At 59.7% G+C, this 16,653-nt stretch carries 20 protein-coding genes and 1 pseudogene; 10 read left to right on the top strand and 11 right to left on the bottom strand.

Annotation, left to right across the window (positions count from 1 at the left end; translation table 11 throughout):
- Positions 1-144 precede the first annotated feature (144 nt).
- Both Q4481_RS05970 and Q4481_RS05965 read left to right on the top strand, forming a co-directional pair.
- Positions 145-1,980: an aminopeptidase P family protein gene (locus tag Q4481_RS05970; RefSeq protein WP_304375401.1), complete on the top strand. Its 1,836-nt coding sequence runs from the start codon at positions 145-147 to the stop codon at positions 1,978-1,980.
- An 85-nt stretch (positions 1,981-2,065) separates the two neighbouring features.
- Positions 2,066-2,572, top strand: a complete 507-nt coding sequence (locus tag Q4481_RS05965; protein WP_304375400.1) for an acyl-CoA thioesterase — start codon at positions 2,066-2,068, stop codon at positions 2,570-2,572.
- A 21-nt stretch (positions 2,573-2,593) separates the two neighbouring features.
- Here Q4481_RS05965 and Q4481_RS05960 read toward each other — a convergent pair whose 3' ends face one another.
- From Q4481_RS05960 to panC, 5 genes are all read right to left on the bottom strand, one after another.
- Positions 2,594-2,896: an AzlD family protein gene (locus Q4481_RS05960; RefSeq protein ID WP_304375399.1), complete on the bottom strand. Its 303-nt coding sequence runs from the start codon at positions 2,894-2,896 to the stop codon at positions 2,594-2,596.
- Positions 2,896-3,588: an AzlC family ABC transporter permease gene (locus Q4481_RS05955; protein WP_304375398.1), complete on the bottom strand. Its 693-nt coding sequence runs from the start codon at positions 3,586-3,588 to the stop codon at positions 2,896-2,898. Before Q4481_RS05955 ends, Q4481_RS05960 begins: the two co-directional genes overlap by 1 nt.
- A gap of 75 nt (positions 3,589-3,663) precedes the next feature.
- Complete coding sequence (locus tag Q4481_RS05950; protein ID WP_304375397.1) at positions 3,664-4,587, bottom strand: hypothetical protein; 924 nt, start codon at positions 4,585-4,587, stop codon at positions 3,664-3,666.
- A gap of 103 nt (positions 4,588-4,690) precedes the next feature.
- Positions 4,691-5,521 carry a 3-methyl-2-oxobutanoate hydroxymethyltransferase gene (gene panB / locus Q4481_RS05945; protein ID WP_304375396.1) on the bottom strand — a complete coding sequence of 277 codons (831 nt, stop codon included), beginning with the start codon at positions 5,519-5,521 and terminating at the stop codon, positions 4,691-4,693.
- 12 nt (positions 5,522-5,533) lie between these two features.
- Entirely contained in the window at positions 5,534-6,391 is an 858-nt protein-coding gene (gene panC / locus Q4481_RS05940) for a pantoate--beta-alanine ligase (protein WP_304375395.1), read from the bottom strand.
- Between the two features lie 250 nt (positions 6,392-6,641).
- On the opposite strand from panC, the gene Q4481_RS05935 reads away from it, so the two are divergent.
- Positions 6,642-6,779, top strand: a complete 138-nt coding sequence (locus Q4481_RS05935) for a hypothetical protein (protein ID WP_304375394.1) — start codon at positions 6,642-6,644, stop codon at positions 6,777-6,779.
- A gap of 178 nt (positions 6,780-6,957) precedes the next feature.
- Here Q4481_RS05935 and Q4481_RS05930 read toward each other — a convergent pair whose 3' ends face one another.
- The 3 genes from Q4481_RS05930 to Q4481_RS05920 form a co-directional block, all read right to left on the bottom strand.
- The gene (locus Q4481_RS05930; protein ID WP_304375393.1) at positions 6,958-7,833 is read right to left on the bottom strand and encodes a 50S ribosomal protein L11 methyltransferase; all 876 of its coding nucleotides are present in this window, start codon (positions 7,831-7,833) and stop codon (positions 6,958-6,960) included.
- A 2-nt stretch (positions 7,834-7,835) separates the two neighbouring features.
- The gene (locus Q4481_RS05925; RefSeq protein ID WP_377353035.1) at positions 7,836-8,396 is read right to left on the bottom strand and encodes an SCO family protein; all 561 of its coding nucleotides are present in this window, start codon (positions 8,394-8,396) and stop codon (positions 7,836-7,838) included.
- 134 nt (positions 8,397-8,530) lie between these two features.
- Positions 8,531-8,671, bottom strand: coding sequence for a hypothetical protein (locus Q4481_RS05920; RefSeq protein WP_304375391.1), 141 nt, complete (start codon positions 8,669-8,671; stop codon positions 8,531-8,533).
- A gap of 243 nt (positions 8,672-8,914) precedes the next feature.
- Between Q4481_RS05920 and Q4481_RS05915 the strand changes: the two genes are divergently transcribed.
- On the top strand, positions 8,915-10,891 hold the full coding sequence (locus tag Q4481_RS05915; protein ID WP_304375390.1) for a methyl-accepting chemotaxis protein: 1,977 nt from the start codon (positions 8,915-8,917) through the stop codon (positions 10,889-10,891).
- Entirely contained in the window at positions 10,891-11,355 is a 465-nt protein-coding gene (locus tag Q4481_RS05910) for a chemotaxis protein CheW (protein WP_304375389.1), read from the top strand. The genes Q4481_RS05915 and Q4481_RS05910 overlap by 1 nt, the downstream gene beginning before the upstream one ends.
- 67 nt (positions 11,356-11,422) lie before the next feature.
- Here the strand turns inward: Q4481_RS05910 and Q4481_RS05905 are convergent, their stop codons facing one another.
- Positions 11,423-11,917: a CreA family protein gene (locus Q4481_RS05905; protein ID WP_304375498.1), complete on the bottom strand. Its 495-nt coding sequence runs from the start codon at positions 11,915-11,917 to the stop codon at positions 11,423-11,425.
- Between the two features lie 172 nt (positions 11,918-12,089).
- Here Q4481_RS05905 and Q4481_RS05900 point away from each other — a divergent pair, with 172 nt between their 5' ends.
- Positions 12,090-13,034: a trypsin-like serine peptidase gene (locus tag Q4481_RS05900; protein ID WP_304375388.1), complete on the top strand. Its 945-nt coding sequence runs from the start codon at positions 12,090-12,092 to the stop codon at positions 13,032-13,034.
- Positions 13,035-13,060: 26 nt separating this feature from the next.
- Here Q4481_RS05900 and Q4481_RS05895 read toward each other — a convergent pair whose 3' ends face one another.
- Positions 13,061-14,446 carry a TIGR03808 family TAT-translocated repetitive protein gene (locus Q4481_RS05895; protein ID WP_304375387.1) on the bottom strand — a complete coding sequence of 462 codons (1,386 nt, stop codon included), beginning with the start codon at positions 14,444-14,446 and terminating at the stop codon, positions 13,061-13,063.
- A gap of 190 nt (positions 14,447-14,636) precedes the next feature.
- On the opposite strand from Q4481_RS05895, the gene Q4481_RS05890 reads away from it, so the two are divergent.
- From Q4481_RS05890 to Q4481_RS05880, 3 genes and pseudogenes are all read left to right on the top strand, one after another.
- Positions 14,637-14,834 (top strand): hypothetical protein, encoded by a 198-nt coding sequence (locus tag Q4481_RS05890; RefSeq protein ID WP_304375386.1) that lies wholly within the window; start codon positions 14,637-14,639, stop codon positions 14,832-14,834.
- Between the two features lie 77 nt (positions 14,835-14,911).
- Positions 14,912-15,130, top strand: a complete 219-nt coding sequence (locus Q4481_RS05885) for a hypothetical protein (RefSeq protein WP_304375385.1) — start codon at positions 14,912-14,914, stop codon at positions 15,128-15,130.
- A gap of 11 nt (positions 15,131-15,141) precedes the next feature.
- Positions 15,142-15,672: pseudogene (locus Q4481_RS05880) on the top strand (L,D-transpeptidase); the annotation flags it as partial.
- Positions 15,673-15,684: 12 nt separating this feature from the next.
- Here the strand turns inward: Q4481_RS05880 and Q4481_RS05875 are convergent.
- Positions 15,685-16,116 carry a MarR family winged helix-turn-helix transcriptional regulator gene (locus Q4481_RS05875; protein WP_304375384.1) on the bottom strand — a complete coding sequence of 144 codons (432 nt, stop codon included), beginning with the start codon at positions 16,114-16,116 and terminating at the stop codon, positions 15,685-15,687.
- Positions 16,117-16,228: 112 nt separating this feature from the next.
- Between Q4481_RS05875 and Q4481_RS05870 the strand changes: the two genes are divergently transcribed.
- The gene (locus tag Q4481_RS05870) at positions 16,229-16,651 is read left to right on the top strand and encodes an organic hydroperoxide resistance protein (RefSeq protein WP_304375383.1); all 423 of its coding nucleotides are present in this window, start codon (positions 16,229-16,231) and stop codon (positions 16,649-16,651) included.
- Positions 16,652-16,653 lie beyond the last annotated feature (2 nt).

Raw genomic sequence — 16,653 nt, 5'->3', positions numbered from 1 at the left:
CGGGCGATTCTGTAAACGCAAATCATAAAATTCGATCGTTCTCCTTCGATCCGCAAGCACAAACAGCAGTGCCTCGCCGGGGTTCACCTCGGGTGCGGAATTCCGCTACAGTCGCTTCGAATCGTCAGTTGCCGGGGTCCTTTCATGTTCCAATCCTTCGAAACCACGTCCGAACCGCAATTCGGTGCCGAACGTATCGCACGGCTGCGCCAGAAGATGGCCGACTATGGGGTGGACGGCTTTCTCGTGCCGCGTGCCGATGAGTTTCAGGGCGAATATGTTCCGGCCTCGGCCGAACGGCTGGCCTGGCTGACCGGCTTTACCGGTTCGGCCGGCGTGGCGCTGGTGCTCTCCGATCAGGCGATCGTCTTCGTCGACGGACGTTACACGACCCAGCTCAAGGAACAGGTCGACGGCAATGTCTTCATCGGCGGCGATCTGGTCGGTGAGCCGCCGCACAAATGGATTGCAAAGCATGGTCCGATCGGGCTTCGGCTCGGTGTCGATCCCTGGCTGCACACCAACGCCGAAATCGAACGGTTTCGCAAGGCGCTTGCCGAGCAGGACGGCGAGCTGATCTTCCTCATCGACAATCCGCTCGACGAGATCTGGGACGGCCGACCGGCAGCGCCGATGGGTGCGGTCGCGATCCAGCACCATGACCATGCCGGTGTGCTTGCGATCGACAAGATCCGGACCATGGCCGAAAGTGTCCTGGCATCGAGTGCGGATGCCGTGGTGCTGACAGATCCGTCTTCCGTCGCCTGGACCTTTAACATCCGCGGCGATGATGTGCCGCATACGCCGCATCCGCTGGCGCGAGCGATCGTCTTCGGCGATGGTACCGCAGAGATCTTTCTCGATGCGGAAAAGACCGGCATCGAGGCGCGCGCCTATCTTGCGCAGATGGCGATCCAGCAACCGCCCGCGAAATTTCTCGAACGGCTCGGAGATCTCGGCGCCGCCGGAATGGCGGTGATGCTCGATCCGGAACTCGCACCCTATGCGCTCATCCAGACGGTCGAGAATGCCGGTGGCCGGGTGGTGAAGGCGGACGATCCGGCCCGGATGCCGCGCGCCTGCAAGAATGTGGTCGAGCTTGCCGGCACGGAGCAGGCGCATCTGCAGGATGGGGCGGCGATGGTCGAGTTTCTGTACTGGCTCGATAGCCAGCAGCCGGGAACGGTCTCGGAGATCGGAGCCGTCCAGGCACTCGAAGCCAGCCGTGCCCGCGTCGGCGAGCGGATGCAGAACCCGCTGCGCGATGTCTCGTTCGACACGATCGCCGGGGCGGGCGAGAATGGCGCAATCATCCATTATCGCGTCACCCACAAGACTGACCGGATGCTGAAGGCAGGCGAACTGTTCCTCATCGATTCCGGTGGGCAATATGTCAACGGCACCACCGACATCACACGAACGGTGGCGATAGGTTCGGTACCCGAAGAGCAGAAACGCTTCTTTACCCTTGTTCTCAAGGGCATGATCGGCATCTCGCTGGCCCGGTTTCCGAAGGGCACGCGTGGCGTCGATCTCGATCCGCTCGCCCGGATTGCACTCTGGAAGGCAGGGGCAGATTATGGCCACGGGACGGGCCATGGCGTCGGCTCCTATCTGTCGGTGCATGAGGGGCCGCAGCGCATATCGCGGGCCGCCATGCAGGAATTGCTGCCGGGCATGATCCTCTCCAACGAGCCAGGATATTACCGGCCCGGTTCCTTCGGTATCCGCATCGAAAACCTCGTCTATGTGCTCGATGCCGAGATGATTGCGGGCGGCGACAGGCCAATGCTGGCCTTCAAGACCCTGACCTATTGTCCGATTGATCGCCGACTGATCGTGGCCGAGCTACTCACCGTCGAGGAACGGGACTGGTTGAACGATTATCACGTCCAGGTCCGCGACAAGCTCATGCCATTGATCGATGGCGAGGATGTGAAAAGCTGGCTGATCGACGCGACCGAGCCGTTTGCATCCTGACTGCGGCGCGGAATGCTGCACCTGCTCTTTCCCGCAAGAGCGTGTCTTGCTAAGAGCAGGGCTTCCGCTACAGAAAGGGCAGGCCATGGACCGAGCGCATGATCCCAGCCGTATCGAGATGGTCGTGCTGATGACTCCCGATATGGCCAATTTTTCCGGCAAAGTGCATGGCGGCGCGCTGCTGAACCTGCTCGATCGGGTCGCCTATTCCTGTGCCTCGCGCTTTTCGCAGCAATATGCGGTGACGCTTTCGGTCGATCAGGTCATGTTTCGACAGCCGATCCATGTCGGAGAACTGGTGACATTCCGCGCTTCGGTGAACTATGCCGGACGCACCTCAATGGAAATCGGCATTCGCGTCGAAGCCGAGGATATCCGAACCGGCAGCCGCCGCCACACCAATTCCTGTTATTTCACCATGGTGGCCGTCGATGCCGAGGGAAAGCCGACAACGGTTCCCAAGCTTGCCCTCGACACGCCGATCAAGCGGCAGCGGGAGAAGGCGGCCCTGGAGCGGCGTGCCCTTCGCCACGAATTCGAAGCCCGCTTCCGCAAGGTCAAGGATAGTGGCGAGGAGGGTGATCCTGCCTGAGTGGGTCGAAGCTATGCGGCGTCAAAGCCCGCTGAAATGGCGGAAAGCGATGACGAAGGCCCAGCTCGCCACCAGCATGACAAGCGAATGGGCGCGCAGGCCGATGATGAGGGCCACGATCAGCGTCACCGTCACATCGAGCCCGCCATAGACGAAGCTCGGGGCCACAAGCGAGGCAAGCACGGCGGCCGGAACCGCGTTCAGGGCGGCCTCCATGCGCGGCGGAATGGTCTTCATCGACTTGATCAGCAGATAGCCGCCCACACGCGTCGCGTAGGTGGCAAGAGCTGCCGCCAGGATGGTGAGCGTCTGGACCGGATCCATCAGACAGTCTCCCGCGTCTTGACCGGCAGAAGCGCGGCGACAGCAATACCCGCGAGCGCGCCGATTGAGACATGCCATGGCGAGCCGACGAAATGGTAGGCAGCGATGGCTGCCGCCGAACTGACCGCGACAGTCGGCAACCAGTGATCCTTCTTGCGGAAGGCAAGCACGAGGCCAAGGAAATAGACGGTCAGCAGCACATCGAGGCCGAGTGCCTTCGGATCGCCGACGAACTTGCCGAAGATCGCGCCAAGGAAGGCGGCAAAGTTCCAGCAGATATAGAAGGTGAGGCCAAAGGCCATGTACCAGACGAAGGTGACCTTGATACCGCTTTCGCCGCGCTTCAGGCTTTCGGCAAATTGCGGATCCACCAGAAGAAAGAAGGCGATCACCTTCTGACCGAAAGAGAAATGGTCGATATGGTTGGCGAGCGCTGCCGAATAGAGCACATGGCGAAAATTGACGGCGAAGACCGATAGCACCACCAGCCAGGGGGCAACATGATGCTGGAACAGTTCGATGCCGACCAATTGGCTGGCGCCGGCATAGATCGTCATGCTCATCAGCACCGTTTCGCCGGTCGATATGCCCATGCCGGTTGCGACGGCGCCGAAGAGAACGCCGAAGGGCAGGGCACCCAGCAGGATCGGCAGGGCCGTGCGGATGCCGGAAAGAATTTCATCGCGATTCATGAATGGGATCCCGTTCGATGACAGGATCTAATCGGCCAGCGACACAATGACAATCGCGCATTTCTGATCGAATTATCAGGCGGTTTGATGATGCCGTTCCACCGGCTCCGCTTTCAGGCTCGCCAGCCCGGCGCGGATGCCACAGGCGGTCACGATCCAGTAGCCCGCGATCAGCCGCATGATGTCGCGCCTCAGGGTTTCGGATAGATAGAAACTCGTCTCGCTGTTGCCGGGCAGCAGCAACCCTTCGGACAGGAGGCGCCGGAGCAGGTCCTTGATCCTCGGACGCGACACCGAAAAAGCACGCGACAGGGCCGAAATGGAAATCGTCATCGGCTTGTCGAGCGGCAGACCGTCATCGTCGGTCGAGAGGAGAAGGCTGAAAACGATGAGAACGCCTGCCTTGCTTTCATAGATCGGCGGTATGGAGGGCGCATAGTCGATTGCCCTTTCCCGCAGCAGGAATTCGTCGCAAGCCATGCGGATGAAGCTTTTTTCGAACCTGAGATTGTCGATGTTGGCGAGACCGGCTTCGCCTTCCGGCAGCACCAGAGCCATGGCGCGGAAGGCGTTTCGCATGCGGCTGTTGAAGGCGGCCCGCATCTTGGCCGTGGGAACAAGACGCAACGGGTAGCCGCGCCGGACTTCGGCCACCGGTTCGATCTGGCCGGCAAACCGCATGAGGCCGATCATCGCCGCGGCCCGTCCCGGGCTGCAAAGGCCGGTTTCGGCGCAGGCTGCCTTGAAGCGGTTGACCGTCAGGCCCGAATTGGGATCGTCAGGATCATGGCAGGCATCGAAATAGAGCGCCATCCACGACATCAGCACCCGACCGCGGTCGCTGATGACGATATTGAGCAGGGGGCGATGCTCGAAATGATCGATGAAATCGCGGGCGAACTGGCGAACGGCAACAGGCATCAGAGCCGCCTGGCTCAGACGATCGATATCGTCGGCAAAATCCGCCACCGCACCGCTGATCGCAATCCTGTCCGCCATAAAGTCCGAGCCGCCAAACGTTTAAAAAACGAGACTGAACCCGTTTCCTCCAGTTTTGCAAGCCCAGGATGCGGCGAAGCTGTCCTGGCCCACTCTCCGGTGGTCAGAGCTTCTGCCGCTTCATCTGGAATGTATGCTCTTCGGCCGGGAAGGTCCGGGCCTTCACTTCTGCGGCATAATCGGCCACAGCGCGATCGATCTCGGGCGCCAGCGAGGCAAAGTGTTTGACAAAGCGCGGTTTGAAATCGGTGAAGATGCCAAGCATGTCATCGACGACCAGAACCTGTCCGTCGCAGGCGGACGAAGCGCCGATGCCGATGGTGGCGGCGTTGAGGCTTGCGGAAATTTCGCGGGCCAGCGGCTCGACCGTCCCCTCGATGACGATCGAGAAGGCGCCGGCATCATCGATGGCGCGCGCATCGCGGCGGATCTTTTCGGCTTCCTCATCGGAGCGGCCGAGCGAACGGTAGCCGCCGGTTGCATTGACCGATTGCGGCATCAACCCGACATGGCCCATGACCGGAACGCCGCGACGGGACAGAAAGGCGACGGTTTCCGCCAACTCCTCGCCGCCTTCGAGCTTGACGGCCGAACAGCCGGTCTCCTGCATCAGGCGGGCGGCATTGCGGAAGGCCTGCTCCTTCGATTCCTGGTAGGAGCCGAACGGCATGTCGACAACGACACAGGCAGCCTTCGAACCGCGCATAACGCCCTGACCATGTGCGATCATCATCTCCATGGTCACGCCGACAGTCGATTCCATTCCATAGACGACCATGCCCAGACTGTCGCCGACCAAAAGCAGGTCGCAATGAGCATCGAGCAGCTTGGCGATCGGCGCCGTATAGGCCGTCAGGCAAACGATCGGACGCTCGCCCTTGAGAGTACGAATGGCGGACGCCGTGCGTCGCTTCTGGATGGTTTGCACACTCATGGAATGCTCCCTTCAGGCAAGATGGGCAGTCAGAACGCGGTTATCGAGCAGCTTGGTCGAACCGAAGCGCACGAAGAGCAACAGCAGGACCGGCTCGTCGCCGATCACATCCATCGGCTCGAGCGTTTCGGGATGCCGTATGGCAATCACTTCCGGCCGCGCCAACGGTTCGCGTTCGATGAAGGCGCGCACCGCCGCCTCGAGCCTGCTGGGATCCCGCTCGCCGGCGCCGAGCAAATTGTCCGCATGTTCGAGTGCACGCGGTACAATTACGGCGGCGGCGCGTTCGGCCGAGGAGAGATAGACATTTCGGGACGAGCAGGCGAGACCATCCGGTTCGCGAACAGTCGGCACGCCGTTGATCCGGACCGGCTGGTTGAGATCGCTGACCATGCGGCGAATGACCTGCAGCTGCTGCCAGTCCTTTTCGCCGAAATAGGCGCGATCGGCGCCCACGATGTTGAATAACTTGGTCACGACCGTGGCGACGCCGGCAAAATGACCGGGGCGAACCTCGCCTTCGAGCATGCGGCCCAGTTTCGGCACGTCGACGGTTGTTTCGATCGGCCGCGGATACATGTCCTCCACCGTGGGGGCGAAGACATAGTCGACCTTGCCTTCGGTCAGCATGGCGACATCGCGGTCGAGGTCGCGCGGATAGCGGGCGAGGTCTTCGTTGGCACCGAATTGCAGCGGGTTGACGAAGATCGAGACGACGACGATGTCATTCTGGGCGCGGGCACGGGCCACCAGTGTCATATGGCCGTGATGAAGATAGCCCATGGTCGGCACGAAGCCGATCGTCGCTCCGCGTCGGCGGGCAGGCTCAAGCGCTTCGCGAAGTGCTGAAATCGTCGTAAGGACCTGCAATAGATTTCCCCCTTCAGGCGATGGCGGATCTTCTTACATGCTGCGCTGCGAAATGACAATTGTCCGAATGGACGTGGTTTGGGCATTCTGCTGCTGAATGTGGCTGCATTTGCTGATTTTTTGACCAATTGATCAATAATATGCGCGGAACGCATGCCTCCCATGTGCGAGACCCTCTAACTGCAGCTGCCTCATTGTTGTATCCAATAACCATCAACGGGCGCTGATGGTCGCTCAACAGGAGCAGAACATGCAGGATGGTTTCTTCAAGAAGGCCTATGCAAACATGATGGCAGCCCGAGAACGCCAGGCGCAGCGGATTGTTGCAAGCTATATCTCTCAGATGCCGGAACGGGTTCGCCAGGTCGAAGTGGCTCGTATGAAGTAATTCGCCAGATCCTGATTGCGGCCTTGCTTCCCCTGCCATGCCGCAAGTCAGTCGATTGGCACTCTCTTCGGGACAACTCCTCCCATGTCCCGAAGACAAGATCAGCCCAGCTGATCCAAAGGCGACGCTTCTCCTCCCGAGCGTCGCCTTTCTTGTTTCGATCAGGTCGAACTCCGCTTTATCGGGTCAGTTCGATCGTGACCCAGCCGTTCAGCCAGGTCGTGCGCTGATGCTTCAGGCCGGCGCCGTTATAGGCGGCAATCACCTTCCAGCGCTGGCTTGCCAGAATGCCCGACAGGATGACGGTTCCGTTGTCGGCGAGATGGCGCACCAGTTCCGGTGCGAGTTTCATCAGCGGACGCGCCAGAATGTTGGCGATGATGAGATCGAACGGGCCATGCTGGCGGAAAGCCGGATGGTGAAACCCCGGAGCCGTGGCAAGACTGACGCCGCTGGCCGCCTGGTTGAGACGGACATTGTCGCGCGCCACCTTCACGGCCACCGGATCGATATCGGTGGCGAGCACCGGAATGCGGGCCAGACGCTCGACGGCAATCGCCAGCACGCCAGAGCCGGTGCCGAGATCGAGCGCATTACGCACTTGCCGTGATTTCAGCACATCGCCGATCATGTTGAGGCATCCGGCCGTGGTGCCGTGATGTCCGGTTCCGAAAGCCTGACCCGCCTCGATCAGGATGCCGATGTCGTTTTCACGCACCTTGTCGGCGTCATGGCTGCCATGGACGAGGAAGCGACCGGCGCGAACCGGCTTCAAACCTTCCAGCGATTTGGCGATCCAGTCGATATCCGGCAGGATCTCGCGTTCGATCGCAAGATCGGGAAAGCTCTCCTTCACCAGTTCGTCGAAACGCGCGCGAATGTCGCTTTCGTCGTCCGCTGTCATATAGATCGAGGCTTCCCAGATCCCCTTGTCCTCGTCGACTTCCTGCGTTGCAACCGCATAGTCTTCGTCGCCGAACAGATCGGATAGGGCATCGAGAACGATTTCAGCCCGGGCTTCGGTCGTGCTCACATAAAGGCGGATTTCGCTCACGATCAGTTTCTCGCAATCAGGTTTTTCAGTTTCTGCTGGGCGGTTTCGGCGTTTTCGCCATAGGCGATGGTGCCAACGAAGCGACCTTCCTTGTCCATCAGAAAGACGGAGGCGGTATGGTCCATCGTATATTCGCCATCCGGCTTGGCCGGATCGCTCGGGACCTTCTTGAAATAGACCTTGAAGCCGCGCGCCATCTCCTCGACTTTCTTGGGGTCTCCGGAGATGCCGGTGATGCGATCGGTCACGTTCGAAAGATAGGTACCGAGCAGTTCCGGCGTGTCACGCGAGGGGTCGATCGACACGAAAAAGGCCTGCAGCTTGCTCTTGTCCGGATCGACCGCATTCATCCAGCCCGTCAGCTCATAGACCGTCGTCGGGCAGATTTCAGGGCAGTGGGTGAAGCCGAAGAAAAGGGCCGTCGGTTTGCCGCGAAATGCCTGTTCGGAAATCGGCTGGCCATCCTGACGGGTGAGTGAAAAGGGCACGCCGAAGGGGGCTTCGGCCAGGCTCTTTGTCTGGTTGGATGCTTCGCGCCAAAGCCAGAAGAACAGGCCAGCCATGAGTGCGGCCAGGACGACAAGCACGATCCGTACAGTTTTCATCTCAGTCCAGTTCCAAGAATTTACGATCGGTCCGGCTTTAATCCCTTCGGCTGCCGGTGGCAAAGGGAATTCTGATCAATTCCGCGTCAGGATCAAAGGCACCAGGAAAGACCGCCGGCGGCCATGTCAAGAAGGATCGAACTTCCATAGACCGACCAGCCCAGGGCAGAGACTGCAAGCAAAGATGCAATCGCGACACCAATCGCGAGGGCGCCAAAACGGGTGAAGGTCATTCTGCTTTCCATGACTGCATTCTAGTCAAGACGGAAACAGATAGCAATTCGTCCCGTAAAACGCGGGAGCGGGCGCTTTTTGGCGCAATTTTCGCGATCATCGCGGTTCAGTTAGCCAATCATTAACGGCTCTGGGTGAAAACTAGCTCAGAATATCGGAAGAGGACCAAGGCCTGAGCCTCCTTCTGACTGTCTTTGGGTATCCAGGCGGCAACAAATGTCAGCAAGCAATTGGGAATGTCCATGTCAGCCAGCAGAGACAATTTGAAACGCTCCCTTACAGTTAACCAGCGTCTGATGACGCTCGGTATTGCCAGCTTCTGTGCTTTCGGCGCCATCATCGGCGTGGGCTGGTACCAGAATTCCCAATTGTCGGCCGCGCTTGCCGACGAAAAGGTCATTCGCGACGATGTATCGAACATCAACGAGTTGCGCGTCGTCAATCTGGATATGGTTCTGGCTGCGATGGATTCCATCGTCGACAAGAGCGATCTGAAGATCGCACCAGAGCGCGTCCAGATCATGGCCGATGCGATCGCAACCCTGAAGACGGGCGAGCCTCTGGTCAGGAGCATGGCGAGCCGGGTGGGAAAAAGCCAGATCGCAGCCAATTACATGGCCGATCTGTTGGTTGTGGAAAAAGCCGTTACATCGGAACTCCCGAAACTTATCGAGAGTGGCGCTGGCGACGAGGCTTTCTCCGCGATTGACGATGCAATTGACGGTAGCGGCGAAGTCGTCGCCACTCTCTTCAAGACGCTGGTCGCGGATGGCCGGGCTCTGGCTGATGCGCAAGTTGCCCATGCGCAGGAGCTTTCGGACTGGTCGCTCTATCTGCAGATGATCATCGGCGTTTCCGGCCTGCTTTTGATGGCAGCTCTCTTCCCGCTTCATTCCACGGCGATCCGCCGCGGTGTGCAAAGCGTGCGGGAAAGCCTGGAGCGACTTCAGGGCGGCGATTACGAAACAAGCGTTACCGGTGCGGACCGTGGTGATGAGTTCGGCTTCATGGCGGGTTCGGCCGAAAGCCTGCGAAACACCTTGCGCGAACGTGGCCGGCTGGCCGAGACCGCCCGCATCGAACGCGAACGCAACGACAGCGAGCGGGCAAGCCGGGAGGCTGCACGTCTCGAAGACGAGACGCAGATCCGTTTTGCCGTCGATGCGCTGGCCAGTGGTCTGTCGCGACTGGCCGAGGGCGACATGTCCGTCCAGATCAACCAGCCGTTCCGCGACGATATCGATCGGTTGCGCCAGGATTTCAACCTTGCCGTCGGCAAGCTGCAGACGGTGATCGCCGAAGTGAAGGAATCGAGCGGCTCGCTTGAGATCAATGCCAACCAGATGCGCCAGTCGGCCGATGACCTCGCCCGACGCACCGAACAGCAGGCCGCTTCGCTCGAAGAGACATCTGCCGCGCTCGATGAAATCACATCGACGGTCCGGGTGACCTCGTCGAGGGCAACGGACGCCGCCCGTATGGTCGACGGCACCCGGGCCAATGCCGAAAAATCCGGCAAGGTCGTCTCCGAAGCGGTTGCCGCGATGAACCGGATCGAAAACGCCTCGAACGAAATCGGCAAGATCATCAACGTCGTCGACGAGATCGCTTTCCAGACCAACCTTCTTGCGCTCAATGCCGGTGTCGAGGCCGCGCGCGCCGGCGAAGCCGGCAAAGGTTTTGCCGTCGTGGCACAGGAAGTGCGTGAACTGGCTGGCCGTGCCGCCGGTGCTGCCAAGGATATCAAGGCGCTGGTCGCGCGTTCGAGCGATGAAGTCCGTTCCGGCGTGGAACTCGTCTCCGCGGCTGGTGAGGTGCTCGCCCATATTTCGGAAGACGTGACCCGCATCAACGAGATCGTCGGCGCCATCGCCACGTCTGCCAACGAACAGTCTCTTGGCGTTCAGGAGATCAGCGCTGCCATCAACCAGATGGACCAGATGACGCAACAGAATGCCGCTATGGTTGAGGAGACGAATGCGACCAGCCACACGCTGGCGCAGGATGCTTCCAGCCTGACGCGGATCGTTTCGCAATTCAAGGTCGACGCCGCACCGGCGCCGATGCGCCATGTGCCGCAGGCGGTTAGCGCCGCCTCGGCCAAACCCCAGTCGTCGCCCGCAAGAACCCTGGTGAACAAGCTTGCAGGCGCCTTCAACAGCAAACCGGCTCCGCAGTCAGCATCCGCTGCTGCGGCCAATCAATGGGAAGAGTTCTGATGAATACTGCAATCAAGCAATCCGGAGCCTATCTGGAAATCGTATCGTTCCATCTGGGCGATCAGGAATTCTGCATCGACATCATGGCGATCCGCGAAATTCGCGGTTGGGCGCCGGTGACGCCGATGCCGCATACGCCTGCCTATGTTCTGGGTCTGATCAACCTGCGCGGCGCAGTGATCCCCGTTATCGACATGGCCTGCCGCCTCGGCATGAAAATGACCGAACCGTCCGAACGGTCCGCCATCATCGTCACCGATATCGGCGGCAAGCTTGTCGGCCTGCTGGTCGAGCAGGTTTCGGACATGATGACGATCAAGAGCGAAGACCTGCAGCCGCCACCGGAAATCATTCCGGAAGCCCAGCGTGCCTTCTGCCGCGGTATCGTGGCGCTCGAAAAGTCGATGGTCTGCTTCCTCAATCTCGATACGGTCATCGCCGACGAGTTGAAGCAGGCAGCCTGATCTCTTCCCGATCGGCCGGGACCACCCGGTGCGCCAGGGCGCACCGGGTTTTCGGCGTTTCCGATGCTTACTGCGGTTTGCCTTCCGACCAGGTAACGGTCTGATTGAAGAGCGGCACGGTGGAAATGGCCATCTTGGCAGACCCATCCACGACCTGGCGCGAATGGATGAGATAGATCAGCGTATCGTTTTTCTTGTCGTAGATGCGGTTGACGACAAGGCTCTTCCAGATCAGCGACAATCCGGACTTGAAAACTTCCTCGCCCTCCATCGACAAATCAATATCGCCAATGACGATCGGGCCGGTCTGACGGCACGCAATCGATGAGTTGGACGGGTCTTCGAACCAGTTACCCTTGCTCAGCCGATCGATGATGCCGCGATCGAAATAGGTCACATGGCAGGTGACGCCCTGAACCTTGGGATCACTGACGGCATCGATCACGATATCATTGCCGGTCCAATCGACGCCCACTTCGCCGACGCGCTCGGAATCCGCAGCGTTTGCCGGGGTAAGAGTGGCCATGGCCAGACCTGCAGCCAGAAATGCCTTCGCCAGCATATGTCCCATCTTCATCTCCATCACTCAATGTGCGGCAAACGTGGAATGCGCCGCATGCGATTTCAAGGGGATCCTTTGCCACATTCTTTCGATCCTGCCTGCGACGATAGCGGCAGTTGCGTCCGTTCTTTCGACGATTTAAGATGAGCAATGGCATTTTGGGGGAGCGGCCATGAAAAAGAACGCAGACCGCAATGCATTTCTTGAGAAAATGCAATTTTCGTTCACCTATCACGACGAACTTTTGCAGGCCGATTTTACGGACTATTCTTTGTCCATGGCGGACACGGATTTTTCGGCCCGTTACTCGATCAACAAATACCCTTACAACAGCGTACCTCTGATCGAATTTACTGTGAAGGGGCAGAGCAGTTTCGGCGTCTGTTCGGGCGTCGTGGTCGGCCCGCATACGGTGCTGACTGCATCGCACGGTATGTTCCCGGGCGGCAAGACCGCGGACAACTGGGAACTCTTCATGCGCTACAGCCAGAACCACTATCCGGATCCCGATTCACCGGCTTCCGTCGATGGGCGTTCGCGCATTCACTACTACAATGTCGGCCGCGACGGCACGATGACCCGGGCCGAAAGTGAATGGGACTATGCGGTCATCAACACGAAGCACAAGTTCAATTCGTGGTTCGGGATCATGACCGAGTATAGTGGCGGCAAGGCGCACATGACCGGCTATCCCAGCACGCTGCATGGTGTCCAGCAGGATACGCGCGGTTCTGTGGACCGAAATTCGAACTACGATGTTCTGGATTACCTGAACTTTCATGCGGTCGGCGGCAATAGCGGTGGCCCGATCTGGGTCGATCGCGATCCCGGCAAGGGCGTCGAACCCTATGTGGTGGGTCTCTGTTCCACCACCAGCTGGGCGACGCTGATCACCAATGATGTGCTGAAGCAGATCCGGGCCTGGGTGAAACAGGATGGCTACTCGTTTGGCCGCCAGGCCGAACAGGACCATGGACGCAAGGTTCTGGCCGCTTCCGAGGACGATCAATTCGATTTCGCAGCGCCTGCCCCGGCCAATGACAATGATGGGCCGATCGAGCTCGATTTTGGTCTGCCGGCAATCGATGATGTCGCCAGCATTCTCGCGGGTTTCTGACGGGAAACGATAGTATGGCCTGCCTGTCAGGCGGCGCGGTTGCCGGTGAGTGTCAGGTGCGGGAACGCGGTGGCGCCGGACGAAATGAGGTCGCCGCTCGCGCGCTCCTGCCAGCGGAAGCCGGCGATGGCCGCTTCTGCCATATCGGAGAAGAGATTGTTGCTGATGAGGGCCGATCCGGCCCCTTCGACAACGGAGACCGCACATCCGACGCCAGCCTTGCGGATGATGTTTCCGGTGACGCTGACATTGCGGAGATAGGGGCCCCAGCCGAGCACCATGCCCCAGCGCGGCGCATTCTCGATCAGATTGTCGGCGACTACGGTATCGGCTTCCGCCGAAAGACCGATGCCGAAATAGTTGCCGTCCATCTCGTAGGGTGCCGTCAGGCGCAGGTTGCGGATGATGTTGCTGTTGATGAGCGAAAGCCTGCCGCCTTCGTTGAAATTGACCGACGCGATGCCATTGGCGGCACCATCGATCAGATTGTCAGTGATCATCGCGCCTTCGAAGGCGAATTCCGAGTAGATTGCCGTCTCGCCGCTGCCGAGACATTGATTGGCCGTGATCTGGATATTCGAGGCCGAGTTGGCGCGGATGGCGGTGAAGGCGCAATCGGAGATGTGGTTGTTCGAAACCTGGACATTGCCGGCGCGAAAGACATTGATGCCATTGCCATATTGGCCCGTGCCGCCCGATCGGGCGCCGATGCCCGTGATCCTGTTGCCCGAGATAACGCTTCCGTCGGTTGCGTTCGACCAGCGATGAACGAGGATGCCGCCATCGGCGCAATCGGCGATCCAATTGTCCTTGATCGTGAGCGATCGGCTCTCGACGGCGTAGATGCCGGCGTCCGCCGCTCCGGAGATCCTGTTCGAGCCGAGGCGACCACCACATTTCTCGAGCGACAGGGCATTTCGGGCCGCCCCCGTGATCTCGTTGTCAGTGAGATCGAGCGTGTCGACATCGCGGAATGTCAGAAGCCCGGGCTGGTCGTCGGCAAGCCACCGGTTCGCGCCGTCGATCGACAGACCCGACAGGGTAATCCGTTTGCCACCGTTGGCCGTCAAGAAGGCGCCGTCGCCGGAATAATGAATCCGGGTGAGGCCGGGGACGCCGGTTAGCCGGCAGTTGGTGGGCAGAATGATATTGGAGAGGCGATAGGTGCCCGGCGGCAGGAAGACCGGCTGATCGCGGTTTGCGGCCTCCTGCAACATCGCATTGAACGCCTTGGCGCTCTGATCGGCATCACCCGGCTGGATGCCGAAATGGCTGGCATCGAGGCTGCCGCGGAAATCGGCATTGGCAAGCACGAGCGGTTGTTCTGCCGCCCATCCGCGATCGGCGGCGAAGGTCAGCGCGAGGCCGCCGAGCAGCGTACGGCGCGAGATGAAAGAGCGGTTCGAGTTCATCCCTTCATCCAGCAAATGCCGTGCCAGCCAGACCTGTCCCAATCTGTAACAACCAGTCGTCGGACAGCCGTCACGCAATTCTTTCGGGCGGTGAACTGACCTCCGTCAAGAAAAGCCATTGTTCCAAATCAATGCGATATTTCGTCGTCATGGTAGATGCTTCGTGCTTTGAAAAGGACAGGGGAAAGACATGTTCCGACTCGCCGCTATCATCTATGTACTCGTTGCCACTGTATTTGCGGGCGTCGTTGTGACTGCACTGCTCAGCATGAATATGCTGAAGGGCAGCATGATCGCATCGGCTGCTATCGCTGCGGCAATTGTGGCCATGCCGGTTGCCTGGCTGGTTGCCAAGCAGGTCTATGCCAATATCGGCCGCAAGGCCTGATCTTCGTTCGGATGGCAAGCTCCGCGCCAGACGCCTATGCGAATTCTGCCGTGTCCTAAACGTCCGGATTCGCGATCATGGCCAAAAAGCTGCTTTCCCTTCTCGGTGTTGCAATGCTGCTGCCGCTTGCCGGCTGTATTACCAGCGTTCGCGATATCGATTTTTACGACAATGGCTCGACGGATGCCGATCGTTTCGTCGAGCAGACCACGCCGGTCTGGAACCGCCGCCGGGTGGTGACGACGCAGGTCGTCTATGAAGCCGATTCCGATTATCCGCTCGTAAAAAAAAACTGAACATCCCGGCCTATGGTCCGCTGAATGACGCGGGCCACTGGCTGCCGGCCATTCCGGTCGATGAGGTCGATCCGCGCTATCTGCGGCGGGAGGTTGCCTATGATGGCAGCGAGCGGCCCGGCACTCTGATCATCGATACGGCCGAGCGCCATCTCTATCTCGTGCTCGGGAATGGACGTGCCATGCGCTATGGCGTCGGGATCGGCCGCCAGGGGCATGCCTGGAAAGGGCAGGGCACCATTCGCTACAAGAAGTCCTGGCCGCGCTGGACGCCGTCGGAGACCTATGTGGCCGACAAGCCGGAGATGAAAATCTTTTCCGCCTCCTATGGTGGTCTTGTCGGCGGCGTCAACAATCCGCTGGGCGCCAGGGCGCTCTATATTTTCCAGAATGGTCAGGACACGCTCTATCGCGTCCATGGAACGCCGGATTGGCAATCGATCGGCAAGGAAGTGTCTTCCGGCTGTATCCGCATGTTCAACCAGGATGTCATCGATCTGGCGGCGCGGGTGCGCGATGGCGCTCAAATCATCGTTCGCTGACGGGATTCTGGTCTAGCCTTCGAGATGCTTCCGCAGGCTGTTGAGGTTTTCCCTCAGCGCAACCATCTCATCGAGGCTGCAGCCGACCCGCTCGGCAATGCCCGCCATGACCTTTTCGGCTTTGCTGCGTGCGGCAGCGCCTTCTGCCGTCAAATGGACGGTGACCTGGCGTTCGTCCTCACGGCTGCGCTCGCGGCGCACGAGACCAGCCGTCTCCAGCCGCTTGAGAAGAGGGGACAGGGTGCCGCTGTCGAGCGACAGAGCCGCTCCGATCTCTCCGACCGTGGCCGATCGCCGCTCCCAGAGAACCAACATCACCAGATATTGCGGATAGGTAAGCCCGAGATCCGCCAGAAGCGGCTTGTAAGCCCGCGTGAAAGCATGTGACGCCGAATATACGGCAAAGCAGAGCTGGTTTTCCAGCGTCAGGATGTCCTTGTCCATCCGCATCTCCTTGATTGAGTGTGACATTAGCAGGATTCTATAATTTTGCGAAACTATATTGCGCGCAATATAATTATGCGCTATATAAAATGCATCAACCAAGGAGAACGACATGCCCATCCTTTATACCACCCGTGCAACCTCCACCGGCGGCCGCGTCGGTTCCTCGAAGTCCGAAGATGGCAATCTTTCCGTAACCCTGACCTCGCCGAAGGAACTGGGTGGCGATGGCGCGCCGGGCACCAATCCCGAGCAGCTCTTTGCCGCTGGTTACTCGGCTTGCTTTCTCAGTGCGCTCAAGTTCGTGGCCGGCCAGGCCAAGGTGAAGATCCCGGCCGAAACCAATGTTACCGCGACGGTCGGCGTCGGTCCGCGTGAAGATGGCGGCGGCTTCGGCATCGAAGTGTCGCTGGCCGTGGATATTCCGGGTCTCGATCGCGCCCAGGCGGAAGAACTGGTTGCCAAGGCGCATGTGGTTTGCCCCTACAGCCATGCCATGCGTACGTCGACCGAAGTTGCGGTTTCCGTGCTCTGATC

The organism is Fluviirhizobium alvei (genome assembly GCF_030551875.1).
Lineage (GTDB): Bacteria > Pseudomonadota > Alphaproteobacteria > Rhizobiales > Rhizobiaceae > Rhizobium_E > Rhizobium_E alvei.
This window is presented reverse-complemented; position numbering and strand designations above follow the sequence as displayed.

Coding starts and splice junctions, on each gene's coding strand:
- Q4481_RS05970 (WP_304375401.1), top strand. CDS start 145: ATGTTCCAATCCTTCGAAACCACGTCCGAACCGCAATTCGGTGCCGAA.
- Q4481_RS05965 (WP_304375400.1), top strand. CDS start 2,066: ATGGACCGAGCGCATGATCCCAGCCGTATCGAGATGGTCGTGCTGATG.
- Q4481_RS05960 (WP_304375399.1), bottom strand. CDS start 2,896: ATGGATCCGGTCCAGACGCTCACCATCCTGGCGGCAGCTCTTGCCACC.
- Q4481_RS05955 (WP_304375398.1), bottom strand. CDS start 3,588: ATGAATCGCGATGAAATTCTTTCCGGCATCCGCACGGCCCTGCCGATC.
- Q4481_RS05950 (WP_304375397.1), bottom strand. CDS start 4,587: ATGGCGGACAGGATTGCGATCAGCGGTGCGGTGGCGGATTTTGCCGAC.
- panB (WP_304375396.1), bottom strand. CDS start 5,521: ATGAGTGTGCAAACCATCCAGAAGCGACGCACGGCGTCCGCCATTCGT.
- Q4481_RS05935 (WP_304375394.1), top strand. CDS start 6,642: ATGCAGGATGGTTTCTTCAAGAAGGCCTATGCAAACATGATGGCAGCC.
- Q4481_RS05925 (WP_377353035.1), bottom strand. CDS start 8,396: ATGGCTGGCCTGTTCTTCTGGCTTTGGCGCGAAGCATCCAACCAGACA.
- Q4481_RS05920 (WP_304375391.1), bottom strand. CDS start 8,671: ATGACCTTCACCCGTTTTGGCGCCCTCGCGATTGGTGTCGCGATTGCA.
- Q4481_RS05915 (WP_304375390.1), top strand. CDS start 8,915: ATGTCAGCCAGCAGAGACAATTTGAAACGCTCCCTTACAGTTAACCAG.
- Q4481_RS05910 (WP_304375389.1), top strand. CDS start 10,891: ATGAATACTGCAATCAAGCAATCCGGAGCCTATCTGGAAATCGTATCG.
- Q4481_RS05905 (WP_304375498.1), bottom strand. CDS start 11,917: ATGCTGGCGAAGGCATTTCTGGCTGCAGGTCTGGCCATGGCCACTCTT.
- Q4481_RS05900 (WP_304375388.1), top strand. CDS start 12,090: ATGAAAAAGAACGCAGACCGCAATGCATTTCTTGAGAAAATGCAATTT.
- Q4481_RS05895 (WP_304375387.1), bottom strand. CDS start 14,446: ATGAACTCGAACCGCTCTTTCATCTCGCGCCGTACGCTGCTCGGCGGC.
- Q4481_RS05890 (WP_304375386.1), top strand. CDS start 14,637: ATGTTCCGACTCGCCGCTATCATCTATGTACTCGTTGCCACTGTATTT.
- Q4481_RS05885 (WP_304375385.1), top strand. CDS start 14,912: ATGGCCAAAAAGCTGCTTTCCCTTCTCGGTGTTGCAATGCTGCTGCCG.
- Q4481_RS05875 (WP_304375384.1), bottom strand. CDS start 16,116: ATGGACAAGGACATCCTGACGCTGGAAAACCAGCTCTGCTTTGCCGTA.
- Q4481_RS05870 (WP_304375383.1), top strand. CDS start 16,229: ATGCCCATCCTTTATACCACCCGTGCAACCTCCACCGGCGGCCGCGTC.